The organism is Paenibacillus sp. FSL R5-0623 (assembly GCF_037974265.1).
GTDB lineage: Bacteria > Bacillota > Bacilli > Paenibacillales > Paenibacillaceae > Paenibacillus.
The window spans coordinates 6,614,898-6,634,836 of record NZ_CP150233.1 but is presented as its reverse complement, the minus strand read 5'-3'; the positions used below and the strand labels follow the sequence as shown (position 1 = coordinate 6,634,836).

Below are 19,939 nucleotides of genomic sequence, written 5' to 3'. Positions count from 1 at the left end.
CGAAACAATTGAGAAAAAACAAAGGTTGGATGATGTTGCTGACGATGCTGCTCATCACTTCGCTACTTGCTGCATGTTCATCCGGAGGTGGATCTTCACAGGCAGGGGAGGAGATCAGTACAGATCCGGCAGATATCAAAGGTGAAATAACTGTTCTGACACAACGGACAGATATTGTGGATACCGTGTTCAAAGACTACGCAGCAGAATTCAACAAGGAATATCCCGATGTCAAAGTTAACTTTCAGGCTCTGGCCGACTACGAAGGACAAGTGAAGATCCGTATGAGCACCAAGGATTATGGTGATGTACTGATGATCCCGACCAGTGTTCCGATCGCAGATATCCCGGACTTTTTCGAGCCGCTCGGCACGTACGATGAATTGAAAGACAAATACACCGCTATTGAAGAACGCATGGTGGATGGTCAGGTGTACGGTATCCCTACCGTGATCACGTTCTCCGGAATCATTTATAACAAACAGGTCTTCAAAGACGCTGGCATTATGGAAATTCCCAAAACACCGGAGCAATTCCAGGCTGCGCTTCAACTGGTCAAAGACAATACAGATGCGGTTCCACTCTACACCAACTATGCATCCGGCTGGGCTCTCACCCAATGGGAATCGGATCTGCCAACCGTGGCAGGCAGTGTGGATTACGTTAACGTGGACCAACCGAATACAGATGAGAACTTTGTGCCTGGTCAGCCGCACTATGAACTATATAAAGTGCTCTATGATGCAGCCAAGAACGGTCTAATCGAGAAAGACCCAACAACAACCGACTGGGAAAGCTCCAAGGCTGATCTTGCCAAAGGCAAAATTGCTACGATGGCACTTGGCTCTTGGGCGATTACACAGATTCAAGGTATGACGGATACACCGGACAATATTGGATTCTTACCTTTCCCAACCAATGCAAGTGAGGTTGTGGTTCCGCTCTCCGCTGACTATAACATCGGCATGAACGTGAACAGTGAGAACAAACCTGCTGCCAAAGCCTGGATTGACTGGTTCCTGGCGAAATCGAACTATGCAGTTGAACAGGGCGGCGGTATGGATGCAGACAAGAATGCTGAATTGCCACCAATTTTGGATCAATATAAAGACGTTAAATTCTCCACGCTTACACCTGCCAAAGAAGGTCAGGAAGGTCTGGTCGACAAGATTGATAACGAAGGCGAAATCGGTCTCTGGCAGCCTGACTTCAAGAAACGCATTATCGAAGCAGGTATTGGGAACCGCAAGGAATCGTATGACGACATCATGAAAGATCTGAACGACAAGTGGGTAAAAGCACGAGCAGAACTCACGAAATAATTGGATTAACGTAAGTGGATCAGGTGATGAATGAACTGCGGGGATATAGGAATCCATATATGAATGGAGCATGGAGTATGTGGTGTTTGAAAGCATGATACCCATGCTCTTTCCCCGGCAGTTATTCCGCCAGAATTCCATTGGACGGGAGTCTTTCGATATATAGGCGGGAAAACCGCTTGGAGGTGTGGAGAACATGAAGTACTTAAAACTTTCGAATTGGGGCTACTCAGCGCAACGCATATTTATCATCTGTGCCTTCTCAATTATTCCGCTGGCGTTGCTGTTCACGTTTGCATACTTACCAGTCATCAACATGTTCAAATACAGTTTCACCGATTGGAACGGATACAGTAAAAGATTTGATTATGTTGGCTTTGAGAACTACACGCGCATATTCAGTGATCCCGAATACTTCAAAGTATTTATTGTCAGCTTGTATTACTTCGTGGCTACGTTCTTACAGATGGGCTTGGCGCTTTACTTTGCCACCATTCTGAGTTTCAAAGTTCGAGGCAAAAACTTCTTCAAAGGCATACTGTTTTTCCCTTATTTGCTGAATGGGGTAGCCATCGGTTTTATCTTCCTCTTTTTCTTCAAACCGGACGGTACACTCGATATGCTCATGCATGCTGTCGGGCTGGGACAATACACGCAGCTCTGGCTCGGTAATCCCAATATTATTAACGTGTCACTCGCAGGTGCCTCAGTATGGAGATACATGGGCTTCAACTTTATCATTTTCCTGGGTGCAATCTCCTCCATTCCGAAGGATGTGTATGAAGCATCCGATATTGATGGTGCCAATCGCTGGCAGCAATTCCGCCACATCATCCTGCCAAGCATTACACGCATCCTGCAGCTCAACCTGATCTTGGCGATTAGCGGCGCAATTAGTGCGTTCGATATTCCATATATCATGACTGATGGTTCCAACGGCAGTATGACATTTGTAATCCAGACGGTTCATTTGGCGTTTAAATATGGCAAGCTGGGACTGGCATCCGCCATGGCTGTGGTGCTGCTCTTGATCGTTATTCTCGTTACGCTCGTTCAGCGCGTCACCATGAAAGGGGAGGAATGAACGTGAACCAATTCAAATACACCCTTGCGAGCGTGGTTAAATATGCTTCCCTGGTGCTTGCGGCGTTTATCGCGCTGTTACCCATCGTGGTTATCCTGTTTGCATCTCTCAAAACGAATGCGGAATACGCTACCAGCAGTCCGCTTGCCCCGCCAGCCAACTGGCTGAACTTTGCGAATTATACGAAGGCTTTTGTGGATGGCAATATGCTGGTCGGATTCAAAAATACAATTATTATCCTGATCATCTCCATTATAGGTGCAACCTTAACGGGTTCCATGATCGCGTATGTGCTGGATCGGTTCAAATTCAAAGGCAAGAAAATCATGGTCGCGGCATTTCTGCTCGCTACCCTGATTCCAAGTGTTACGACGCAGGTTGCCACATTCCAGATCATCAACGCGCTCGACCTGTTTAACACACGCTGGGCGGCCATCGTGATGTACCTGGGTACAGATATCATCGCGGTTTATATTTTCCTGCAGTTCCTGGGCTCCATCTCAAGTGCACTGGATGAATCCGCTATGCTGGATGGCGCTTCGTACTTCACGATCTACTGGAAAATCATTCTGCCACTGCTGAAACCGGCCATTGTAACGGTCATTATTGTGAAGGGTGTTAACATCTATAACGACTTCTACACACCGTTCCTCTACATGCCCAAGACCGATCTACAGGTGATATCCACTGCCTTGTTCAAATTCAAGGGACCTTTCGGATCGCAGTGGGAAGTCATCAGTGCCGGCATCATGATCGCCATTATACCAACCATGATCATCTTCCTGTTGTTACAGAAGTACATCTACAATGGCTTCGCGCAAGGCTCTGTTAAATAAAATCCGAAGGGAGAAATGAAAATGTCAGTTGCTGAAACGAAAAACGTACACATTGTTGGGGACGCTTTGCCGAATATGCCGTGGGAAGCCAAACCGGAGGGAACGGAAGGCCCGGTATGGAGACATTCGGCCAACCCGGTGGTTCCGCGTAACCCGGTCAAAGGCGTTGCCCGCATTTTCAACAGTGCTGTTGTACCGTATGAAGGGAAATTCATTGGGGTATTCCGCGCCGAAACCGTCAATGGTCGTCCGCACCTGCACATGGGGGCGAGTGAGGATGGTTTGGAGTGGACAATTGAAGAGGAACGCATTGCATTTGTAGATGAAAATGGCGATCCGTTTATGCCGAACTATGCGTACGATCCACGTTTGGTCAAAGTCGAAGACACGTATTACATCATCTGGTGTACAGACTTCTACGGTGCAGCACTGGGTCTGGCCAAAACAGATGACTTCAAAACATTTGTCCGCCTCGAAAATCCAATGCTGCCATTCAACCGTAATGGTGTGTTGTTCCCGCGCAAAATCAACGATAACTATGTAATGTTGTCCAGACCAAGTGACAGTGGACATACGCCATTCGGGGATATTTTCCTGAGCGAAAGCCCGGATCTCGTGTACTGGGGCAAGCACCGTCATGTGATGAGCAAAGGCGGTCAGGGCTGGTGGCAATCGGTCAAAATTGGCGGCGGTCCTGCTCCGATCGAAACGTCCGAAGGCTGGCTGATGTTCTACCACGGCGTCACGGGGACCTGTAATGGATTGGTATATAGCATGGGTGCGGTCATTCTGGATCTAGATGAGCCGTCCAAAGTAAAATATCGTTCTTCTAACTTCGTACTGACACCGGAAAAATGGTATGAAGAACAAGGCTTCGTGGATAACGTCATCTTCCCGTGTGCAACACTGCATGATGCTGATACCGGACGTATTGCCATCTATTATGGCGCTGCGGACACGTATGTGGGTGTGGCGTACACGACCATCGAAGAGATCGTGAACTATGTGATCGAGACGGATGAAGTCATTGCCGGGGATCACGAGGAAGGCAAGCTGTAATGAATATGGAATATATCAAAGGATTTACATTTGGCTGGATGAGTGGCAAGGGCGACTTCCGCAAGCCGGAGGCCAAAGAATCCTTGCGCCTGATGGCTGAACGTACAGGCAGTTCACATGTTATTTTTGCACTGGCGGCACATCAGGATCATCCGCAGGCGGTAGAGGTCAAGTATCGGGGTGAACATCTGGTCGAGGATGATGAACTGGTCGACATGATTCGTTATGCCCGTACACTCGGGCTGCGTGTCATTCTGAAACCAACCGTCAACTGCACCGATGGCACATGGCGTGCACACATTAACTTTTTTGATATCGATGTGCCTTGTGAGCCGAAGTGGAAGGATTGGTTCCGCAGCTACACGGCATTTCAGAAGCATTATGCAGCGATTGCAGAGCAGGAAAAGTGTGAGATGTTCATTGTAGGTTGTGAGATGGTGCAATCCGAGCGTCGGGATCAAGAGTGGCGCGAGGTGATCGCCGCTGTGCGTGAAGTCTACACTGGACTGGTGTCATACAACACGGACAAATATCAGGAAGGTCATGTGAAATGGTGGGATGCCGTTGATGTCATCTCTTCCAGTGGTTACTATCCCATCGGAGATTGGGAGGCACAATTGGATCGAATCGAGCAGGCGATTGCCCCCTATGGCAAACCCTTTTTCTTCGCGGAAGCAGGCTGTCCCAGCCGTAGTGGATCAGCCCAGGTACCGAACGATTGGGGACTGGAAGGCGAAGTGAGTGCTGAGGAACAGGAGCGTTTCTATGAGGCCATGTTCCGGCATGTCAGTCAGCGTGACTGGGTACGCGGATTCGGTCTGTGGGATTGGAGCGCACATTTACACGCGGAGAAGGATGCGCTGACCGACGACGGATATGGAGTGTACGGCAAGCCAGCGGAGCAGGTAATTCGTCGGTTCTATGAGGGCATCGCTGTAGAAGTTTAAAGAGAAATAAGAAGGTGTATGTGATGATGAATCTCAGTGATATATCTCCATATGTACTTTCGTGATTTCCATGCTGTGAGCAAGGAATAACAGATTATGGTGGAGCTTATTTTTTTAGTTGTGATTCATATGCAGGTCGAGAGGCTCTTCCTCCTACAGGAAGGGCTTTTTTGGCATATGTAGTAGTGATGCATACTATGTCGAATTTTATTGACAAAAGGAGGACTCCTGCCTATTCTTAATGGATGAATATGAGAATCATTATCATGAAATAGAGAAAAGGGGTTCAACATCCATGTCTGTACAACATCGCAAATCTTCGGCGCTCACACTGGCAACTATGCTCTTGTTGCTATTGGTTATCGTGGGCTGCAGCAATACAGGAAGTGCAGATAAATCCTCATCTGCTGCTTCGGATCAAACATCTGCGAAGTCGATTACGATGTCATGGCCACGTGATATCGGTACAATGAATCCGCACACGTACAATCCTTCGCAATTATTTGCCCAATCCATGCTCTATGAGCCACTGATCAGTTACCAGAAGGACGGAAAACTGGAACCTGCGCTGGCAGAATCATGGACCATCTCCGATGACGGCAAAGTATATACATTTAAGCTTCGCCAAGGTGTGAAATTCTCAGATGGTACGCCATTTAATGCTGAGATTGTGAAAAAGAATTTTGATGCTGTGATGAAAAATAAAGCTACACATAGCTGGCTGGGCATTGTAGGTGTGCTCGACAAGACCGAGGTTGTGGACGATCAGACTTTCCGGTTGACACTCACAGAGCCGTATTATCCGGTTCTTCAGGACTTGTCGGTAGTTCGTCCTTTCCGCTTCCTGGGTGAAGCTGGATTCCCGGATGACGGAGATACATCCCAAGGCATCAAAGAGCCGGTTGGAACGGGCCCGTGGATGCTGGCTGATTACAAGCAGGACGAATATGCTGTTTTCAAACGCAACCCGAATTATTGGGGAACAGCACCGAAGGTAGATCAGATTACGGTCAAAATCATTCCTGACGGTGAAACCCGTGTACTCGCTTTTGAAAAAGGCGATCTCGACTTGATCTATGGTGAAGGTGTGATCAGTCTGGATGCGTTCCAACAGCTGCGTGACAATGATGAATATGTGACGCAATTGTCTGATCCGGCAGGCACTCGCAGCTTGCTGCTGAACTCTTCCAATCCAAAGCTGTCCGATGTCAGAGTACGGATGGCGCTTCAGCAAGGGTTTAACAAAAAGGCGATGGTGGAAGGCGTGACTTCCGGATTGGAAGAACCAGCCGATACCGTATTGTCCAAAAACTATCCGTACACCAATGTAGACTTGGAACCGATCACGTATGACGTGGAAAAATCCAAAGCATTACTGGATGAAGCAGGCTGGAAGCTGCCGGCTGGTGGGACGGTTCGTGAAAAAGACGGACAGCAGCTTGATTTCGAGATGATTTTTGACAAAACGGACCCGATTCAGAAAGCGATGGCCGAGACCATTCAGGCTGAGTGGAGCGAGCTTGGGGTTAAAGTAAATCTCACTGGGCTGGAACTTACGGTTCAGATCAAGCGTTTGAAAGCCAATGATTTCGACCTGTATTTCTGGTATAACTATGGCGCTCCGTATGATCCTCATTCCTTCATTAACGTTGTAGCGAGCCCTGGATTCGGGATTTCCGAGACCTTGAGTGCGTTGCCGATGAAAAAGGAACTGGACGATCAGGTGCATGCAGCACTGTCATCTACAGACGAGACGAAACGTCAGGAGTTATATGGCTCCATCCTGAAGACACTTCAGGAGCAATCGGCGATCGTACCGATCTCTTATATTAAGAAAACGGCTGTATATCAGAAGAAAATCTCTAACTTTATTTTCCCGGCGAACCGTGATGAAAATCCGTTTGTGGGCATTGAACTAGGCAATCAATAAATAGTAATAACTTTAATTAGGGAAGTGGATGGCCCTTGGTAAGGCCATGTAGCTTGATGAAAGGGAGGAACGTTTGGTGATCAGTTATATCGGTAAACGAATGATCGCGATCATTCCTATCGTTTTTATCGCTACACTCGTTACCTTTGGGCTTATTCATATTTCACCAGTTGATCCGGCCGAGGCTTATCTGACAGCCGCTCATATCTATCCAACACCGGAGCTGCTTGCGCAAAAGCGACATGAATTCGGTCTGGATCAGCCCTTGTTAACCCAATATGCGCATACGATTCAGAAGATTGCCAAGCTCGACTTCGGCACCTCGTACCTCACCAATAAACCCGTATGGGATGAAGTGAAATTAAGGCTTCCGGCTACGGCTGAACTAGCCTTCTGGAGCATGTTGTTATCCGCTTTGGTGAGTATTCCATTGGGAATACTGGCGGCGGTGTATAAGAATAGCTGGATTGACATGGTCAGCCGTGCGATTTCCTATTTTGGAGCATCTATTCCGCAATTCTGGCTCGGTTACTTGCTGATCTTCTTTTTCTCAGTGAAGCTGGACTGGCTGCCTGTGGAGGGGCGTGGATCGTGGGAGAATCTGGTTCTGCCTACGGTAACACTATCCATGATCCTGATTGCGGTCTACACCCGATTGTTACGTTCCAGTGTACTGGAGCAATTGCAGGAGACATATGTACAGTATGCAAGAACACGCGGTATTCGCGAAAGAGTGATTATGCTGAAACATGTGCTGAAAATCGCCATATCGCCCCTCATTACGGGGATGGGGATGAGTATGGGCAAGCTACTCACAGGTACCATTATTGTGGAGCAAGTGTTTTCCTGGCCTGGGTTCGGACGATACTTTGTAGATGCGATATTTAACCGGGATATTCCCGTGATTCAATGTTATGTCTTCCTGGCGGCATGCCTGTTCATCGTATGCAATCTGCTCGTTGATCTGGTGCAGCTCGTTATGGACCCACGGATTTCAGCGAAAGGACGGGCAGAACATTGATAAACAAATGGCGTGCGGTATTTAAAGGACAGAGAGCCATCCAGATCTGCTCGGTGATCATATTGCTCTTCTTCGTGATTGCGATACTGGCTCCGTGGATTGCTCCTCATGACCCGGTGAAGGTGAATCTGTTGCAGAAGCTGGCGAGTCCATCGCTTGAGCATTGGCTGGGCACCGATCATCTGGGACGCGACAATCTCACCAGGCTGATCTATGGAGCGCGGGTATCGCTCGGTTTTGCTACTCTGATCTTCCTGTCATCTTTGCTCATTGGCGTCATTGTAGGTTCGATCTCCGGTTATCTTGGTGGCTGGGTGGACAGTCTGCTAATGCGCTTGTGTGAAGGCATTATGGCGTTTCCGAATCTGGTGCTGGTGCTCGGTATTGTGGGGATTTTTGGTCCAGGTCTGATGCAGGTGCTTCTAGCCCTCATGATGGTGCAGTGGGTGTATTATGCACGCATCTGCCGGAATATGGTCGTAAGTCTGAAGGAACGGAATTTTATCGCGGCGGCGCGAGTTAGCGGTTCCTCTTCATGGACGATTATTCGCAAACATATCATCCCCAACGTGCAGCGTCCCATTGTTGTCATGGGCACGTTAGAGATGGGCTGGGCGATTATGGATATATCCGCACTGTCCTTCTTGGGACTCGGTATTCAACCACCCAATGCAGAGTGGGGCGCCATGATTCATGAAGGAACGGGTTATATTCGCAGTCATCCGGAGTTAATGATCTACCCGGGTGCATTGATTCTGCTGGTCGTCATTACGTTCAACATTTTGGGTGAAGCATTATCCGAGCGTTATGGCATTGCAAAACGGTAGTTGATTCGGAACCAAACTCACACGGAGGTGAACGTAACGGTGGATGATGCAGCGAAAGTACTCGAAGTTCGAGGTCTGCAAGTGAATCTTAGAACAGCGGAGGGTTCCGTCCCGTTACTTGCGCCCATTGATTTCGAATTGGAAAAAGGTCGTGTCTTCGGTCTGGTTGGTGAGAGTGGCAGCGGTAAGACCGTTACGTCTAACGCCTTGCTCCATCTGCTTGATCCGCGCAGGATGGAAGTGTCGGGCAGCATCCGCCTGAATGGACGGGAGCTTGGCTCGTTGTCAGGTGAGGAGATGCGGCGCATCCGAGGCAAGGACATCGGATTTATTATGCAGAATCCGATGAATGCTTTTACACCCGTATATACGATTGGATCTCAATTTATTGAAACTTTGCTTACGCATACGGAAATGTCCAAAGCAGAGTCCCGAGAGCGGGCTATTGCTGCCTTGGCAGATATGAACTTGCCCGAACCAGCTAAACTGATGAAGCGATATCCCTTCCAACTGAGTGGGGGCATGTTGCAGCGGGTGATGATCGCCATATCGATGTGCCTGCGGCCCGCCCTGGTTATTGCTGATGAACCAACGACGGCACTGGATGTCGTGAATCAGTTCAAGGTGCTTCAGGAATTGGATCGGCTACGTACGGAATACGGCACATCCATCTTACTCATCTCCCACGATTTGGGTGTGATCTCGCAAATGGCGGATGAAGTCGCGGTTATGCAGAAGGGCCGAATTGTAGAGCAGGCAGAGGTGTACCAACTGTTCGATCACCCGCAGCATGAGTATACCCGGATGTTGTTAAATGCCAGACCTAGTATGTCTTTGGGACGATAGCGATTACAGGTGAGTTGAATCGTTCAGTGAGTGTATGTGTGGAGCGGGTATGAACTGTATTTTGAGTGGGTAGGGTAGGGGTGGAATGGACATGGTGATGTGCAATTTCGTCTTCTTCGGAGATTGCTTCTGCCAAGTACAAGAGAGGAGGATGACCTGATGCTTCAGGTACGTGAAGTAAGCCATAGCTATGGCAAACGTAATTGGCTGGATCGTTCGGGAGCGCGTCCTCCTGTGCTGGCAGACATTTCACTTACGATTGAAAAGGGTGTTTGTCTGGGACTGCTGGGTACGAGCGGGGCAGGTAAAAGTACCTTGGGCAAAATCATTCTTGGTCTGGAGAAGCCCAGCCAGGGTCAGGTTTTATTTCAAGGACAGGATATCTACCGATCCAGCAAACCCGTGCTTAAGGGATTACGACGTGATCTGCAAGTCGTGTTCCAGGACTGTTATTCGGCTGTGAATCCGCTTATGACTGCCGCGCAGATCATCGGTGAGCCGCTGGATAATTACGAGCGCTTGTCGGCAAAAGAACAACTTCGTGTGGTTGGACAACTGCTTGAGCAGGTCGGACTTACACCAGAGGATGGGAGCAAGCTTCCGCACCAATTCAGCGGTGGGCAATTACAGCGAGTTAACATCGCACGAGCTATCGCGCTCAAACCGAAGTTAATCGTACTGGACGAATCGATCAGCAGCCTGGATATGGTGCACCAGACACAAATCCTATCTTTATTAGCGAAGTTAAGAGCGTCCTACGGATTATCGTACCTCTTTATCACACATGACATTCGGGCTGCCATGACGATCTGTGACCGCATTGCGGTAATGGATCAGGGAAAGCTGGTCTATAGCGGTGATGCCGGGAATTCGGTAATGCAGTCGGATCATCCGGCTGTGCAGCAGTTGGTATCGTCCATTTTGCCTGAGCATCCCTCGGGTCGTATTTCGTTTAAATGAAATTTATAGTGAAGGAGGCTCCTTACCATATTCATGATAAGAAGCCTCCTTTTTCAGATCTTATTCATCAGTTGAACGTTATCCTAATTTCCCCGATCTGCACGCTCCATACGATATGTATACTTCACAAGCTCAATCTGTTGCTGCTTGAAATCTGCAATCCATTCTCCTAAAATGTTCTGGAAACGATCCATCTTTCTTCGTAATTCTTCCGCAGATTTACCTTTCCAATCTCCAATACTCTCATCAATGGATCTTACATGACGTTTGTTAGCTTCAAGCATATCCATTAAATCATTGATTTCCTTCTCGGCATTCATCAAATCCACTAATTCTACAACAATGCTCCGTGACATATGTTTCGTCGCTCCTTTTTAACCCTCGTCGGCTTGTCTGAAATCTTCCGCTTTTTGATTAATATACTCTGCAATGATATGTGCTTCTTCTTCATACCAGCGGCTAAATTTGTGCAAATCACTTGTTAACCGATCCACAATAGGTTCAAGAGAGCGGCTATCACTGGACTCAATAAGTCTGAGAATGGCATTGGTTGCTGTGGGGAGGCTAGATTGAAATTCATTTACATGCTGCTGCATTTTTTGTCCAGCTCTTTGAAGATTCTCTAGTGAGAGTTGGATGGTAACCCCGGCACCGGCAGCAGCCATTTGTCCAAGAGGTCCTAGGTTGGCACCATACTTTTCAATTAATTTATTTACGGTATCCTTCATTTTTTCATTGGCAAGCAGGGTATTTATGTATTCCGTGTACCTTGGATTTCCACCAATTACTTCACCACCTCGTGTATAAAGTGTATTTGTAATAAAGCCATTCTTGTCAAACTTGAAGTTCTCCAGGCCGTGGGCCTTTTCTCCACCGAAAGAATTGAAAAGTTTGACTCCCATGTTTTGCGTACCAGATGGAAGCGTAGTTGAAACAAAAGTTAGATTCTTCCAAAATGGTGTAGAGAAACCGGAAGAGGTATCGGTTGATTTGGTTATTAAAGGTATAACGATTTTGGGTCTATTCGCTTCCTCGTACGTCTTATTAATCATGATTGTATTGGCTGCATGCCGCGTCGATGTATTGGAAAAACCTGCTCCAACACCATCTCCTGGGTTAACATAAGCGGTGTTTTTCTTATCATATTCTCCGGCATCTATTTTCTTTAGAATTTCATCAGAGACAACGGTTCGAATGCTGGCCGGGTTGTATGTAGTCGATGACAGGTTGTTATGTATAGCTGTATATTGCGCAAGTGCTCCACCCAATGAGTGACCGGTTGTAGAAATTTCCGCAGTAGGATAAGCCTCTTTCACTTCACGATATAGCTTCTCAGCTTGATAGAACTGATTGTTCTCATAATTGCTTTTTGTTGCATGATATTTTGGTGATGATTCTGACAGAATGTCAGGGTTGTTTTCGACAGTCTTTCTAAGGGTCTTGTACCGTCCCCCGACAACATCAATGCCATCCGTTGCAATGTCTGGGACTTTACCCCATGATAGATCAGGTTCAGTTCCTCTATATCCAATAACTACTTGATTTTCTTTTTCGTTATAGTACACTACTGCATCAAACCCTGAACTGTTTGTATCGTTGAGAGTAGAATTAGGCAAGCTAGCACGAGACCAGTCGTCGTCAATTTTTGCATTCTCTTTTTTCAGTTCCCTGTCATAAGCGACACTGGAAATTCTATGGTAAGTCTCATCTGAAATGAACAATATCTATATTTCTCCTTTCATTTAATATATTATAGTAGAAGATATTAATTGAAAATAATGTATTTTTCAAGGGGGTAACGTAGGAAGTGAGTCCTAAAATAAAGATGGTATTGATAATATTTGTGTCTTTAGTCTTATTAGTGAGTGGATGTGCAATTACATACCAGGTGAAAAATAATAATATTGTCAAAAAGGCTACTCCCATAGCAATTGAATATTTTAAAAGTAAGTATAATGTTACCGTTAAATTTACAGATTCTCAGGTTTTTCCAGGTTATATAGATTCGAAGGTGGTATTGTATGGATATGTGGAGCACGATGAAAACGAGACATTTTCTATTGCGATTAATTATAATACTTATGAAGTTAATTATGTAACTGGACCAGACTGGATGTTTGAATCGGACTAACTTTTTGGACAAGGAGCCCTAATTCCGACATATGATGTCTTTAGACCTGGCATATAAAAGCTCATCATTTAAGAAACTTCTGTATTTATTTTCCAATATAGTTATTGTTAAAGTAATACATATTATTCCTAATAGAATCAAAGGGGGATTAAAATTAATTCTAAAGTCCTGTTGATTTTTATATCTATAGTAGTTATGTTTATTTGTTTTTTAGTTGTTAAGAATTACTTGACTGATAAACAAATTGTTGAAAAAGCTACGGTTATCGGCGAGAAGTACTTTATAGATAATTATGGTGTGGAGGTTGAATTTGTCGACTCACAGGTTATGGCTTCTTACATTACAACTAGAGTGGTGCTATACGGATATATTGTAGGTAAAGAAGAAGATAAGATTAAAATAAGTTTGGATTATCGTAATTTTGAAGTTACAGGAACCGGTATTCCTTTAGATCTTAAAAAGATTGGTGAATAGAAGAACAAATTTTACTTATTGAAGAATGTAAGCTTGTTTGATATCAGATAAGTCCTAAACTGAAGATAGTATTTCCAGGTTTTTTTGATATTTAGGATTTGTTAGACCTATGCAAAGAAAAAGATACTGGGAAGTGAAAGTGAGAAGAAGTACATATGAAAAGCAGAGGGATTTAGAAAATGAAGAAACTGTTATTAATTGTATTAGCAAGTATATTGACTGTAAGCATGTTAGGTTCGGGAAACGAAGCAAGCTGCAAGCACTCTGAAGCAAGTAGAGGTATTGCTGAATACCGTTAAAATGAAGTTTCCAGATGCGAAGCCATTCCAGGATGGCCAAGGTAGCGTTATGGTTCCAATCCGGTTTGTTTCTGAAGCTCTGGGCGCGAAGGTAACATACTCGAAGGTTGGCAAAGTAACCAAGGTCGGGATCATTGATTTGGTGAAAGATCCTGTACGTAGCGGCAATGTGGTACAGATTAGAAGTAGTGTCAGAGGAAATCCTATCTCGTTCCTAGTAAAAAATAGTTTTGCAAAGGGGCGTCAGGTGCTAGATGCGGCTTTTATAAATAATGGTGATAAAACAGGAATGAATAACTATCCAGTAGTAAGTAGCTTGGATCTCTTTCAAAATGGAAAATTCGTAGAGAATTATGATTACACGAAGTTCAAACTTTCTTCGGCAGATTATATTCTTTTGAGTGATGGCGATTTGGACGAGTACGCTGTGGCCATCATCAATCCTTTCAAGTAAGGGGCTATGTTCTGAATGGAAAGGACCATCAGTTCCATACTCAGTTTCAGTTTGATAATCATTTTGTCCTCTGTGCTCGTCCTATTTACTTATCATCTCGGTAAAGCTGAAGCAACTGTTTAGTTAATACCTCTGAACGGATTCAACAGAACCTTTTCGAGTATACCGAGAGCAGCCCATAGTCAGCTATTTGTACCGATTGTGTGGGATCTTCAAATGAGTATTAAGCAGTTGGATGAATGGCACCTGGAGCATACGTCGGAGCTAGTGGACTACATTAATCAAAAGGGAGAAGATTTTTATACAAGTAGATTCCGGAGCACAGTGAAAATTTACATAGTAGTAAAAGAGCCTAACCAAACTAAATCTAACTAATCGGAGAGTGGAAAAATTGAAAAAATAATGTTACCCATATCTCTCTATTAATGTAAATACAATTGAACCAATAAATTCAATGGATCCGGACCATTTCATTATGAAACGTGAACCGCTGTTTAAATAATGCAAAAGGTGGCAGTATTGCTCCATTGTATGAGGTGTGCTTGATATCAGATGAGTTCTAAATTAAAAGTTTTATTGACCATTTTAGTGATCTTAGTTTTATCGGTGAGTGGATGTACAATTGCATATCAGATTGAGAATAATATTATCATCAAAAAGGCTACTCCTATAGGAATAGAATATTTTAAAGTGAGTATGATGTCACGGTTGAATTTACAGATTCTCAAGTTTTTGATGGTTATGTTTATCCAAAAGTTAATTTATATGGTTATGTTAACAACGATATCAATGAGAAGGTTTCTATTTCAATTAACTATAATACTTATGAGGTAGAAAACGTAGGTGGTCCAAAGTGGCTGTTTCAATTAGAATAATTTTTTTGGATCCGAAGGGTCATATGTAATAAATGGAAGAAATTAGTGCCCTTTTGAAGCTTAAGAGAATTAAAGTGATTAATTGAGATGTTGATTAGAGCATATGGTACTCAATAAGTAACCAATAAATTTGAATTGTTCAAATAGAAAGTTACTAAAACCTTACATACGGAGAGTGGAAAAGTTGAAAAAAATAATGTTTCCAATAATGAGCGCTGTAGTAGTCGTATCGACATTGATTTCTTTCCAGGCTTCTGCCGCAACAACAACCTTCAAAGATGTACAAGCTAATCACTGGGCAAAGTCTGCTATTGAATCTGCGGTTTCCAAGGGATACTTTAAAGGATACGGTAATGGTTTGTTCAAGCCAAATGCATCGGTTACGCGAGCTGAGTTTGCATCACTTATTTCCCGTGTGGCCAAAGACATGCCGCTCCCGGAAGATGCAAAAACAAATTCATTCAAGGATCTGAATGGACACTGGAGCAAAGCTGAGGTAGATCGTGCTATCAGTTTGGGTTTCATCAATACCAAAGATTATCCGAATGGATTTAAGCCCAGTACTCCGATTACTCGCGAAGAAATGGCCAAATGGTTGAGTTCCGGATTGGTTGCATCCAGTGATGAGTACAAAACAGCATTTGCTGAAACCAAAGGAACGTTGCTTCCAGTCAAAGAGTCATTTAAACCAGGAGTCGCGCAAGACAAAATTCCTTATCTCGCTCTTGCAATGGGGACCAACCTAATGAACGGCTTTCCGGACGGATCGTTTGGAATGGATAAGACGACCACTCGTGCTGAATCTTCTGCCATTTTGCTAAGACTCGAAAATGTCCTTAAAAAAGAAGCAACAAGCTTTGATGATTTGAATGAATTACGTATGGTAGGTACGGAAAAGTCTAATCTTGAATTGGTATCTAGCTTAACAACAGGAAATACCTCTATCGCTGATATTTCAGGTAAGCGGAAAACATTCCGCAATGGATCTGGTAGTCTGGTATTTCATCGTTTGATTGGTATAAACACATCTGAGCCTAAGAAGAAAGCCAGCATCTATACATCGTTGTTCATGACTGAATTCGGAATGAACAAATACAAGAACAGTGGTTTACTTCCAGTGTTCAAAGAAATCACAATTTACCCTACAAAAAATGGTTTTGATGTTGGAGATTACTTGAATGGTGTAATAGATATGAATGCCGGATATGCTATTACCAACAAATTAGGTGAAAAATATGGATATTATTCTATACCTACTTTAGAACCTGCGAAATTTTTCGCTCAACATAAGAGTGGAGTAAGGGTTTGGGTTACTGATAATTTAAATCTTGATAAGCCTGCGGGTCAATTCAACATGGATGATGGATCGTATGCAGTTATTATAAACAACGATTAGGTAGGGGGTTATAAATGAAAAAGAAATGGACTATCCCATCATTGTTAGTGGCGTTCCTTATGTTCTCCTTTAGTCTCACATCTATAACTTTTGCTAATTTTAAAGAGGGTTATCCTAAAAAGGATATAGAGGTGAAGCCAGATGGTTTAGCTAGAGGGAAACAAACCATTAAAGTGAAAGTAACGGGAAATGCAAAGCCGAGACCGAAAACAATATGGACTCAAGGTGACGGGAAGATATGGCAAGCAACAAGTGAAAAATATGGGAGAGTTGAAACCAATACTTATTCTTCCGGAATAGATGCTTTACCGTACAAGTTGAAGGGTGATAAATATGTAAAAGATGAGATAAACACCAATAACTACGTTCCTGATTCATTACAGGACAAGGCTCTAAATAAATTCAAAAAACAGTATGTTCAAGATATAGAAATTGATGAGATAAACTATAACATGGATGAGAAATTGTATGCGATCAAGCCGGGTTCAAAGCCTAATTATAAAAAGGGTAGTTTGCTTGTTACGATAGAGACGCAGACTGGAACCGACGATGTAGATCCAGATGATAATGCCGACTTTCAATATCAAAAGAAAACGCCATATGGTACAAGACCAGACCGAGATCCAAAATACCAAGTTGAGTATTACACACCACTAGAGATTGATTATAGCGGTTACGTTACAGAAACCAAAGAGATCCGCGTCCGAGAAGACATGCAACTGCAAGTCAACGATGTAAAGTCATTGGTTGCAGAAATCCGAACCAAGCAGTATGACCAAGAAGAATTCGGTAACTGGGTGAATGTTTCCAAACGCGCCGACCAAATCGAGTGGAGTTCAAATAAACAAAACGTAGTTTATGTAGAACCAAAAACTGGTCAGATCGTTGCGAAAAATATTGGTACAGCAATCATCACGGCAAAATGGAAGAATTCCGAAGATGGACCGTATCACATTTATGAAAATGTAACGATTACAGTTGGCGACACGCCACCACCCGAAATTCCGGAAACGCCAGATGCGGCATGTACAGAGTCACCTGCCGGAGAAATGACAGGGGAGAGAATGGATCCTAATGCAAGCGCAGTTATTAAGGCCGATCAACGTGGAAGTGAGCCATTTGACGTACTGCGAGGTATCCCTACCTCTGAGAGTTTATATGGCAATGTATTTGGTCTAAGTTACCTATTCCAAAATAAGTTTGTGAATATGCAAGGCACTTGTACATATACCGTAGTGGTTGAAAAAACGTATAACAAAACGTGGACAGACGAAAAGAAAATTTCGGATGGTAAAGGTGGTACGACAACGGTATCAACTCCAAGATCTAGAGATGTAAAAGTACCCTACACCTATACTGTGAAACGGGATTTCGAGTATTGGAAAATTGACACTTTGCTTGTTTATGAGATAACCGATGCGAGCCTAAAAAACTATGCTTTACCACAGATTGAACTATATCCTGCTGATTATCGTAGTCCCATCTATGCGGCGGCTACGAACGGTACCTTTTACGCACCCAATACACCGGCTGTGTTAACAGCGCCTTCACAGCCAGTGCCGGGAGGGACCAGCGAACCTCCAACACCAACAGATGATCTCTCATCAATTGCGGAAGATGCTGTGCCAAAGGTCCAAGTTAAGAATGACTATTTGAAATTTAATGGGGCTGTTGTCATGGACAACGCAAAAGTAGAAGAAACGGGGCCAACGCCAGGTCAGATCGCAGAACCCCAAATGATTGGCAAAGATGTTCTGTACAGTCCTGACAATGAAATATCCAAAACCTTGTTAAATAAGAAGGACACGCCTAGCACAGGCGAAATCCGTTATGAATTAATGAGTGGAAATATTAATGAGGGTAATGAGGAAGAAACCTTTGAAATTCCGGGGATTAACACGGTCACTGTTCATACGCCAGTCGTGAACTATTCTCTTGTTTCAGACGATCAACCTCATAATCAGAAAACGATACCGAATATGGATCGGTCTGCCCTTATTTTGGAGCGGCCGTTCACAGTCCGTATCCCCACGAGCGGACAGCATTTGGATGTCAACTCGTATCCGGGATATGGGGATCGGGATTATGCCAAATATTATCGAATCAAACAGGTTCGCTTTCCGTTTGACGTATACAGTGCCGACCGGACACAGTTTTACCCGCGGAGTACGTGGATTGATATTCCGGTGTACGTGCTCGATACCACCTTTTATCTGCCTGTATGGGTAGACGAAGGAGATTACCAGGTGGAGTTCCGCAATATTGCAGAGAATGCACCTGCCGAGTTTGAATCGATGTCCAGAAGCAATGCCCAACCCGATGCCAACACAGATCTAACCTATCATCTGGCCAGCGACGAAGTATCCGTGGAGGTCATTGGGAGGTTATACGACTTTGAAATCACGGACATTGCAGATTATAACTGGGAGCTTGTTTTCCGGCGGTTTAAGGGTAGCATTGCACCCACCTGGATCAGCTACTGGACAGGAACGCAGGGGATTGATGGAGACAAACGAGGGAACAAACCACAGTTCACCGTACCGATTCGCCCAGGCAGTCATCCGCTGCAAGGGTATCAGAATGTGGCTGTGAAGACGGGATATCACTTTAAGTTTGATTTCAAAACCAAGGGCAATATGTTCGGGCCCAGAGATGGTATTCGCCTAACTCCGACCTTTGATTTTGTCAGCAAAGATGGGAAAACACGCGTACCGGTAGATCTGTATTACTCGACGAACCAGCGTAATTTCATTCGTATTGGTTCAGCAGAGGATCAAGTCAAGCGGTTTGTCATTCTCAATGATCGGTTACGTCAAGTACCTTCGGGACAGCTACGAGATACGGCGACCTACAAATATAATCGCTATGGCGAAATTCATCCAGGAATGATGAGTGAACGAACGTATCAGGAGTATTACCGGGATAAATTTACGAAAATGAAAACCCCTGTAGGCGGATACAGTCTATTGCTGATGCCGGAGCAATTACGTACGTTTATCGGCCCCAAAACGAATATTCCGACGAACGCAAGTGCGGATGTACTTCGTGCAAATGCTGCCATTCAGCAGTGGTACGGGGAATACAGTCTGCCTGCCGAGCCTTATGTGGTTCAAGCCGGAACGAATCTGGCCGAATATGGGCGCACCCATGGTGGTTTGAATGCGAAGTCACCGATCTTCCTGAAAAATGGTTATATCGTGGTCAACTTTAACTTGGAGTCGATCCAGGAAGGGAATCTAAGGGCTCCGCATCTGCAATATATCCATGCACCGCTAATGAACCAATGGTTGCTGGAAGGATTCCAGCGTCAAGTCGAAGATAGCTACGGCAACTCGTTCACTTTAAGGGACGGAGATGTGGTGTTCTACCATGCTGATCGTTCCAGCCGAGATGATTTCAGTGCACAGGTGCCGCACTAAGTAGTAGGAAGAGTACAATAACAAGAAGGCGATTCTTACTTTGGTAAGTATCGCCTTCT

General features: G+C 44.6%; 17 protein-coding genes. 15 read left to right on the top strand and 2 right to left on the bottom strand.

Features of this window, described 5'->3' with window-relative positions:
• Positions 1–8: 8 nt before the first annotated feature.
• From MKY92_RS29020 to nikE, 10 genes are all read left to right on the top strand, one after another.
• Complete coding sequence (locus MKY92_RS29020) at positions 9–1,322, top strand: extracellular solute-binding protein (protein ID WP_339298505.1); 1,314 nt, start codon at positions 9–11, stop codon at positions 1,320–1,322.
• Between the two features lie 196 nt (positions 1,323–1,518).
• Positions 1,519–2,406 (top strand): sugar ABC transporter permease, encoded by an 888-nt coding sequence (locus tag MKY92_RS29015; RefSeq protein ID WP_017691677.1) that lies wholly within the window; start codon positions 1,519–1,521, stop codon positions 2,404–2,406.
• Positions 2,407–2,408: 2 nt separating this feature from the next.
• Entirely contained in the window at positions 2,409–3,242 is an 834-nt protein-coding gene (locus tag MKY92_RS29010; RefSeq protein ID WP_237177917.1) for a carbohydrate ABC transporter permease, read from the top strand.
• A 21-nt stretch (positions 3,243–3,263) separates the two neighbouring features.
• The gene (locus tag MKY92_RS29005) at positions 3,264–4,301 is read left to right on the top strand and encodes a glycoside hydrolase family 130 protein (protein WP_339298504.1); all 1,038 of its coding nucleotides are present in this window, start codon (positions 3,264–3,266) and stop codon (positions 4,299–4,301) included.
• Positions 4,302–4,306: 5 nt separating this feature from the next.
• Positions 4,307–5,248: a 1,4-beta-xylanase gene (locus tag MKY92_RS29000; protein WP_339301947.1), complete on the top strand. Its 942-nt coding sequence runs from the start codon at positions 4,307–4,309 to the stop codon at positions 5,246–5,248.
• Positions 5,249–5,543: 295 nt separating this feature from the next.
• Positions 5,544–7,178, top strand: coding sequence for a nickel ABC transporter substrate-binding protein (gene nikA / locus MKY92_RS28995; protein ID WP_339298503.1), 1,635 nt, complete (start codon positions 5,544–5,546; stop codon positions 7,176–7,178).
• Between the two features lie 76 nt (positions 7,179–7,254).
• The gene (nikB, locus tag MKY92_RS28990; protein WP_339298502.1) at positions 7,255–8,199 is read left to right on the top strand and encodes a nickel ABC transporter permease subunit NikB; all 945 of its coding nucleotides are present in this window, start codon (positions 7,255–7,257) and stop codon (positions 8,197–8,199) included.
• Positions 8,196–9,026, top strand: a complete 831-nt coding sequence (gene nikC / locus MKY92_RS28985) for a nickel ABC transporter permease subunit NikC (RefSeq protein WP_339298501.1) — start codon at positions 8,196–8,198, stop codon at positions 9,024–9,026. Before nikB ends, nikC begins: the two co-directional genes overlap by 4 nt.
• Before the next feature lie 39 nt (positions 9,027–9,065).
• On the top strand, positions 9,066–9,872 hold the full coding sequence (locus tag MKY92_RS28980) for an ABC transporter ATP-binding protein (protein WP_339301945.1): 807 nt from the start codon (positions 9,066–9,068) through the stop codon (positions 9,870–9,872).
• Between the two features lie 159 nt (positions 9,873–10,031).
• Positions 10,032–10,832: a nickel import ATP-binding protein NikE gene (gene nikE / locus MKY92_RS28975; RefSeq protein ID WP_339301943.1), complete on the top strand. Its 801-nt coding sequence runs from the start codon at positions 10,032–10,034 to the stop codon at positions 10,830–10,832.
• Between the two features lie 83 nt (positions 10,833–10,915).
• Here nikE and MKY92_RS28970 read toward each other — a convergent pair whose 3' ends face one another.
• Both MKY92_RS28970 and MKY92_RS28965 read right to left on the bottom strand, forming a co-directional pair.
• Entirely contained in the window at positions 10,916–11,188 is a 273-nt protein-coding gene (locus tag MKY92_RS28970; RefSeq protein ID WP_076212169.1) for a hypothetical protein, read from the bottom strand.
• An 18-nt stretch (positions 11,189–11,206) separates the two neighbouring features.
• Complete coding sequence (locus tag MKY92_RS28965) at positions 11,207–12,553, bottom strand: hypothetical protein (protein WP_339298500.1); 1,347 nt, start codon at positions 12,551–12,553, stop codon at positions 11,207–11,209.
• An 86-nt stretch (positions 12,554–12,639) separates the two neighbouring features.
• On the opposite strand from MKY92_RS28965, the gene MKY92_RS28960 reads away from it, so the two are divergent.
• From MKY92_RS28960 to MKY92_RS28940, 5 genes are all read left to right on the top strand, one after another.
• Positions 12,640–12,963 carry a hypothetical protein gene (locus tag MKY92_RS28960; protein ID WP_210109352.1) on the top strand — a complete coding sequence of 108 codons (324 nt, stop codon included), beginning with the start codon at positions 12,640–12,642 and terminating at the stop codon, positions 12,961–12,963.
• Between the two features lie 228 nt (positions 12,964–13,191).
• Positions 13,192–13,437, top strand: coding sequence for a hypothetical protein (locus tag MKY92_RS28955; protein WP_339298499.1), 246 nt, complete (start codon positions 13,192–13,194; stop codon positions 13,435–13,437).
• Positions 13,438–13,737: 300 nt separating this feature from the next.
• A complete protein-coding gene (locus MKY92_RS28950) occupies positions 13,738–14,190 on the top strand; it encodes a stalk domain-containing protein (RefSeq protein WP_339298498.1) in 453 nt (150 codons plus the stop codon).
• Positions 14,191–15,249: 1,059 nt separating this feature from the next.
• The gene (locus tag MKY92_RS28945) at positions 15,250–16,461 is read left to right on the top strand and encodes an S-layer homology domain-containing protein (protein ID WP_339298497.1); all 1,212 of its coding nucleotides are present in this window, start codon (positions 15,250–15,252) and stop codon (positions 16,459–16,461) included.
• Between the two features lie 452 nt (positions 16,462–16,913).
• Entirely contained in the window at positions 16,914–19,880 is a 2,967-nt protein-coding gene (locus MKY92_RS28940) for a DUF5704 domain-containing protein (protein WP_339298496.1), read from the top strand.
• Positions 19,881–19,939 lie beyond the last annotated feature (59 nt).